Annotated in this window: 3 protein-coding genes; all 3 read right to left on the reverse strand. The window is 63.5% G+C overall.

Annotated features, from left to right (window positions below; genetic code table 11):
- Positions 1–7: 7 nt before the first annotated feature.
- A complete protein-coding gene (locus tag KF827_RS11335; RefSeq protein ID WP_291005121.1) occupies positions 8–2,734 on the reverse strand; it encodes a cation-transporting P-type ATPase in 2,727 nt (908 codons plus the stop codon).
- A 100-nt stretch (positions 2,735–2,834) separates the two neighbouring features.
- Complete coding sequence (gene gyrB / locus KF827_RS11340) at positions 2,835–5,285, reverse strand: DNA topoisomerase (ATP-hydrolyzing) subunit B (protein WP_291005124.1); 2,451 nt, start codon at positions 5,283–5,285, stop codon at positions 2,835–2,837.
- 15 nt (positions 5,286–5,300) lie between these two features.
- A partial coding sequence (gene recF, locus KF827_RS11345) for a DNA replication/repair protein RecF (protein ID WP_291005127.1) occupies positions 5,301–6,399 on the reverse strand: 1,099 nt, incomplete at its 5' end.

The following is a 6,399-nucleotide window of genomic DNA, read 5'->3' on the forward strand; positions in this document are numbered from 1 at the left end:
CCTTGCCTCAACCTTGCTGTAGATCGAACAGCTCGAACCGGCGCACGATTGCCTTTTCCACTTCCAATACCAGCATCAGCGCCAGGCCGGCAGCCACGATCATCAAGCCATCCCAAAGCATAACAGGCTTGGCGCCGAACCATTCATGCATGATCGGCAGATAGGTGAAAGCGAATTGCGCCAGCACCACGCCGACCAGGGCCAGTAGCACCGCCGGCGTGCCAAGCGCGCCGCGCCAGGTGAAGGATGTCATGCGCAGATAGCGCACATTGAACAGATAGAAGATTTCCAGCACCACGATGGTGTTCACCACCATGGTGCGGGCGGTATCCAGATCGCGGCCCTGGCCCAATGCATAGAAGAAGATGCCAAGCGCACTGATGGCAAACAGGAAAGAGACCAGGAATATCCGCCAGACCATGAAACGCGACAGCAGCGGCGCCTGCGGCGGGCGCGGCGCGCGCTGCATGACGCCGGGCTCCGGCGGCTCGAAGGCCAATACAAGGCCGAGCGTGATAGTGGTGATCAGATTGATCCACAGGATCTGCGCCGCCGTCATCGGCATGGCGAAGCCGAACAGGATCGCGGCAATCACTGTGAAAACCTCGCCGCCATTGGTGGGGATGGTCCAGGCGATTACCTTGCGGATATTGTCGTAAACCGTGCGGCCTTCATGCACGGCTGAAACGATGGAAACGAAGTTTTCATCCAGCAGCACCATCTCGGAGGCTTCCTTGGCCGCCTCGGTGCCCTTGCGGCCCATGGCCACGCCTACATCGGCCTGCTTCAAGGCCGGCGCATCGTTCACGCCATCGCCGGTCATCGCAACGATAGCGCCGGTGGATTGCAGGGCGCGCACGATGCGCAGCTTGTGTTCCGGGTTGGTGCGGGCGAACACATCGGCGCCAAGCGCAATCTGCACCAGTTCGGCATCGGATTTGGCATCCAGCTCGGCGCCGCTTACCACCGCTGTGCTGTTCAGGCCGAGCTGACGCGCGATGGCTGCCGCCGTGGCGGCGTGGTCTCCGGTGATCATTTTCACGCCGATGCCGGCCGAGCGGCATTCGGCGATGGCATGGATCACCTCATCACGCGGCGGATCGATGAAGCCGATGATGCCGAGAAAGATCACGCCGGCATCGATATCGTCGGACGATAATGGCACAGCCGTGGCGGGCTGCGGCTTCATGGCAAAGCCCAGCACGCGCTGGCCCTCGGAAGCAGCCCGGGCAATCTGTGCGTCCCAATAGGCGGCATCCAGCGGCTCTGGCCGCTCGCCGGCGCCCATCTGCTGCGCAGACATGGCCAGCAACCGTTCCGGCGCACCCTTCACGAAAATCGCCTGGTGTTTATCGGGCGAGCAATGCCGCGTGGCCATGAAGCGGTATTGTGCATCGAAGGGAATTTCATCGTCGCGCGGCCACTCGGCGCGCAGATGCTGCGGCGCCAGGCCGGCTTTCATGGCCAGGGCCACCAACGCGCCCTCCATCGGATCGCCATCCACGATCCAATGTCCGCTCTCTGTCTGGCGTAGATGAGCATCGTTGCAAAGCAGGCCGCAGCGGATCAGCGGCGCCACTGCTTCCAGCGCCGCCACATCATCATCGTCGTCGGCAGTAAGCTCGCCTTTGGGTTCGTAACCCGAGCCGCTCACCTCCACGCCATGGCCTGCGGCGACCAGGCGGCGTGCGGTCATTTCGTTGCGGGTGAGCGTGCCGGTCTTATCCGAACAGATCACCGATGTGGCGCCCAGGGTTTCCACGGCCGGCAGACGACGGATCACCGCGTTGCGCCGGGCCATGCGCTGCACGCCGATGGCCAGCGTGATGGTGATGACCGCCGGCAAGCCTTCCGGCACCACGCCCACCGCCATTGCCACAACGGCGATCAAGGCATCCACCGGATCGTAGCTGCGCAACAGCGTGGCGAACAGATAAAGCAAAACCGCCGCACCGATGGCGATCCAGGTGAAGCGTTTACCGAAACTGTCGATCTGCCGCAGCAAGGGCGTGCCAAGCAGATCCACGCTTTCGATCAACCTGCTGATACGGCCGATCTCGGTATGTGCACCCGTGGCCACCACGATGCCGGTGCCCTGGCCGGCGGCCACCAATGTGCCGGAAAACGCCAGGCAGGTGCGGTCGCCCAATGGTGCATCGGCGGCCACCGCCGCTTCATGTTTTTCCGCCACCACGGATTCACCGGTCAACATCGCCTCGTCGATCAGCAGACCGCGCGCGCGGATCAGCCGCAGATCGGCAGGCACACGGTCGCCGGCTTCGACGATGACCAGATCGCCGGGCACCAGATCGGCCACCGGCAGCGCGACACGCTTGCCGTCGCGCCACAGATTGGCCTGGGGTGAAATCAACGCCCGAATAGCGGCCAACGCCTGCTCGGCCTTGCCTTCCTGCACGAAGCCTACGATGGCATTGACCAGCACCACGGCCACGATCACTGCCGCATCGATGCGATGCCCCAGGAACATCGCGCCCACGGCGGCGCAAAGCAGGAAATAGATCAGCGTGTTATTAAACTGCGCCAGAAAGCGCATGACAGGATGCGCGCGTGGCGCCTCGGGCAGGCTGTTGGGGCCATAAGCAGACAAGCGCCTGGCCGCTTCCTTTGCGCTCAGGCCATGCGGCGAGGTTTCGAGCCCCGCATAAAGCGCCTCAAGGGTTTCCGCATGCCAGGTTTTCGTTTCCGCGCCGCCACCAGCGGGCCGGCTCTCCATGCCTTGCTCGTTCATCACGGCAAAGCTAATGGCTCAACCTCCGGCATTCAACCTTTCATATCAGGCAAATCCCGGAGGTTTGATATGAATCAAGCAGCCCTCAAATATCCAGATTGGCCACTGTCAGCGCATTGGATTGGATGAAATCGCGGCGCGGCTCCACCACATCGCCCATCAGGGTTTCGAAGATGTTATCCGCGTCTTCGGCGTGATCCACCTTCACCTGCAGCAAGCTGCGTTGCTCGGGATCGAGCGTGGTTTCCCAAAGCTGATCGGGATTCATCTCGCCCAGGCCCTTGTAGCGTTGCAGCGTAAGGCCACGCCGGCCGATGGCCATCACGGCGTCCAGCAGATCGACCGGGCCGCGTACATCCTGCGCTTCGTCCTTGCGCTTCAGCTTGCCGGGCGCGAGATAGACCAACCGGAGTTCTTCCGACAATTCATTCAGCTTGCGTGCCTCGGCAGAGCGGAAAAGCTGCGCATCCAGCACATAGCTGGCGGAATAGCCGCGCAGGCTGCGCTTGGCCACCAGCGAACCATCGCCCGGCGCCACGCATTCCCAGCCGCGCTCGAGCGGCGGCGCCAGATCGTTCAACCGCTGCGCCAGCGCTGCGGCGGCCGGCACCGAACTATCGGCATGATCCAGCATATCCGGTCGCAGCAGGCCAAGGATCGCCGCTTGCTCCACCACGCCGGCATTGTAACGCTTGCCGATCGAGGTAAGCAGCCCGCGCGCCTGGCGGGCATTATCCACCAGCCGGCGCAGATCGGCGCCCGCCACCTGGCCGCCATCATGCAGATGCAACACGGCCGCCTCGATGCCTTCGTTGATCAGATAATTCTCCAGCGCCGGCTCATCCTTGAGGTAACGCTCGGCCTGGCCGCGTTTCACCTTGTAGAGCGGCGGCTGGGCGATATAGAGATGGCCGGCCTCGATCAGCGGCCGCATCTGCCGATAGAAGAAGGTGAGCAGCAGGGTGCGGATATGCGCGCCATCCACGTCGGCGTCGGTCATGATGATGATCTTGTGATAACGCAGCTTGGCCAGCGAAAAATCCTCATGGCCGATACCGGTGCCAAGTGCCGTGATCAGCGTGCCGATTTCGGCCGAGGACAGCATCTTGTCGAACCGCGCACGCTCCACATTCAAAATCTTGCCGCGCAAAGGCAACACGGCCTGATTGGCGCGATGGCGCCCCTGCTTGGCCGAACCGCCGGCGCTGTCGCCCTCGACCAGGAAGAGTTCGGATTTCGCCGGATCGCGCTCCTGGCAATCGGCCAGCTTGCCGGGCAGCGAGGAAATATCCAGCGCGCCCTTGCGACGGGTGAGTTCGCGCGCCTTGCGCGCCGCTTCGCGCGCGGCAGCCGCTTCCACCACCTTGCCGATGATGGTGCGGGCATCCTGCGGATGCTCCTCGAACCAGGAGGCAAGCTGTTCATTGACGAGATTTTCCACCGCCGGACGCACTTCGGAGGAAACCAGCTTGTCCTTGGTCTGCGAGGAGAATTTCGGATCCGGCACCTTCACGCTGAGCACGCAGGTGAGGCCCTCGCGGCTATCCTCGCCCGACAGCGCCACCTTCTCCTTCTTCAGGATGCCGCTTTCCTCCGCGTATTTATTGATGCAGCGGGTGAGCGCGCCGCGAAAACCTGCCAGATGGGTGCCGCCATCGCGCTGCGGAATATTGTTGGTGAAGCAGAGTACGGCTTCGTGATAGCCGTCGTTCCACTGCAATGCGATCTCGATGCCGATGCCGTCGCGCTCGCCACGGATCACCATCGGCGGCTTGTGCAACGGCGTCTTGTTGCGGTCGAGATAGCCGACAAAGGCTTCCACGCCGCCCTCATAAAACAGCTCCACGCTTTTCGGCTCCACGCCGCGCAGATCTTCCAACACAACGCGCACGCCGGAATTCAGGAAGGCCAGCTCACGCAGACGGCGCTCCAGGGTGGCGAAATCGAATTCGGTCTTGGTAAAAGTGGCCGTGGATGGCAGGAAGGTGACTTCCGTGCCGCGCTTGCCATCGGCCGCCCCCACCACGGCCAGCGGCGCCTCGGCATCGCCATGGCGGAAGCGCATGTAATGCGCCTTGCCCTCGCGCCAGACGCGCAGGTCGAGCCACTCGGACAGCGCGTTCACCACCGACACGCCAACGCCATGCAGGCCGCCGGAAACCTTGTAGGAATTCTGGTCGAATTTACCGCCGGCATGCAGCTGCGTCATGATCACTTCGGCGGCCGAAACGCCTTCCTCGGGATGGATATCCACCGGGATGCCGCGCCCATTGTCGCTCACCGTGCAGGAGCCATCGGGGTTGAGCACCACGCGCACGATATCGCAATAGCCGGCCAGCGCTTCGTCGATGGCGTTATCCACCACCTCGTAGACCATGTGATGCAGGCCCGAGCCATCGTCGGTATCGCCGATATACATGCCCGGGCGCTTGCGCACCGCATCCAGCCCCTTCAACACCTTGATGGCGGAGGAATCGTAGCCTTCGCCATTGGCGGCTGCATTGGCGGCGGCATTGGCTTTGCTGTCTTCACTCATGGTCTTCGTTCAACCTCACACAAGTGCCGGGCGCGGCGAAACGGCGCCATCGGCAACGGAAAAGAATTCGGCCCGGGCACCCAGGCCATGAAACAATTCGGGGTCGGTGCCGGTAAGCCAGGCCTGCCCCCCGAGATCGAGGATTTCGGCGTAGAGCGCGGCGCGGCGCGTAGCATCGAGATGCGCGGATACCTCATCCAGCAGCAGCAACGGCGCAGCACCCTTGCGTTCGCGGATCAGCCGCGCATTGGCGAGCGTGATGGCGATCAACAGCGCCTTCTGCTCGCCGGTGGAACAGCCCTCGGCGGCACGATCCCGATCCCGATGCCAGACCGACAGGTCCGAACGATGCGGGCCTTCGGTGGCAGCCCCCGCCTCGCGATCGATACCCCGGCGCTCGGCCAGCAGGTCGCGGAATTTTTCTTCCGCCGCCAGGGCCGGCATATCCTCCAGCCAGGTTTCCAACAGGCCGCGAGCCGCAAGCCGCGCACGCGGAAACACACTGGCGGCATTCTCAAGTTCCATACCGGCCTCGATCCGCACCAGCGCGGCGCGGCGGGCAGCGGCAATCGCCAGGCCGTGTTCGGCCATGCGGGCCTCCAGCGCGCCCAGCCAGGCCGGATCGGCGCCATAGCCATTCTTCAGCAGGCGATTGCGTTCGCGCATCGCCTTTTCATAGGCCGTCACCTGCCGCGCATGCCCGCTTTCAAGGCCATAGACCAGGCGATCCATGAAGCGGCGGCGGGTGGACAGGCCATCGACGAACAACCGATCCATCTGCGGCGTGAGCCAGACCAGATCGAGATATTCGGCCAGCAGATTGGCCGAGGCGGCAGGCTCGCCATTGATGCGCAGGGCGCGGCGTTCGCCGCCCTCTTCGCCGTCGGCGGTTTCGGCCAAGCCGGTGCCGATGGCAATCGGGCCATGCAGGGTCTGTACTTCGGCATGCACAACCCAACTTTGGGCCTTGGGTATGCCCTCGCCGCCCTCGCAACAAGGCTCTGAAAGCCTGGCGCGCCGCATGCCGCGGCCGGGCGAGAGGAACGAGATCGCTTCCAATATGTTGGTCTTGCCGGCGCCATTGGGGCCGGTGAGCACCACCGGCCGGCCGGAT

It is taken from the genome of Ferrovibrio sp., assembly GCF_019636075.1.
Taxonomy (GTDB): Bacteria; Pseudomonadota; Alphaproteobacteria; order Ferrovibrionales; family Ferrovibrionaceae; genus Ferrovibrio.

Coding starts and splice junctions, on each gene's coding strand:
- KF827_RS11335 (WP_291005121.1), bottom strand. CDS start 2,734: ATGGAGAGCCGGCCCGCTGGTGGCGGCGCGGAAACGAAAACCTGGCAT.
- gyrB (WP_291005124.1), bottom strand. CDS start 5,285: ATGAGTGAAGACAGCAAAGCCAATGCCGCCGCCAATGCAGCCGCCAAT.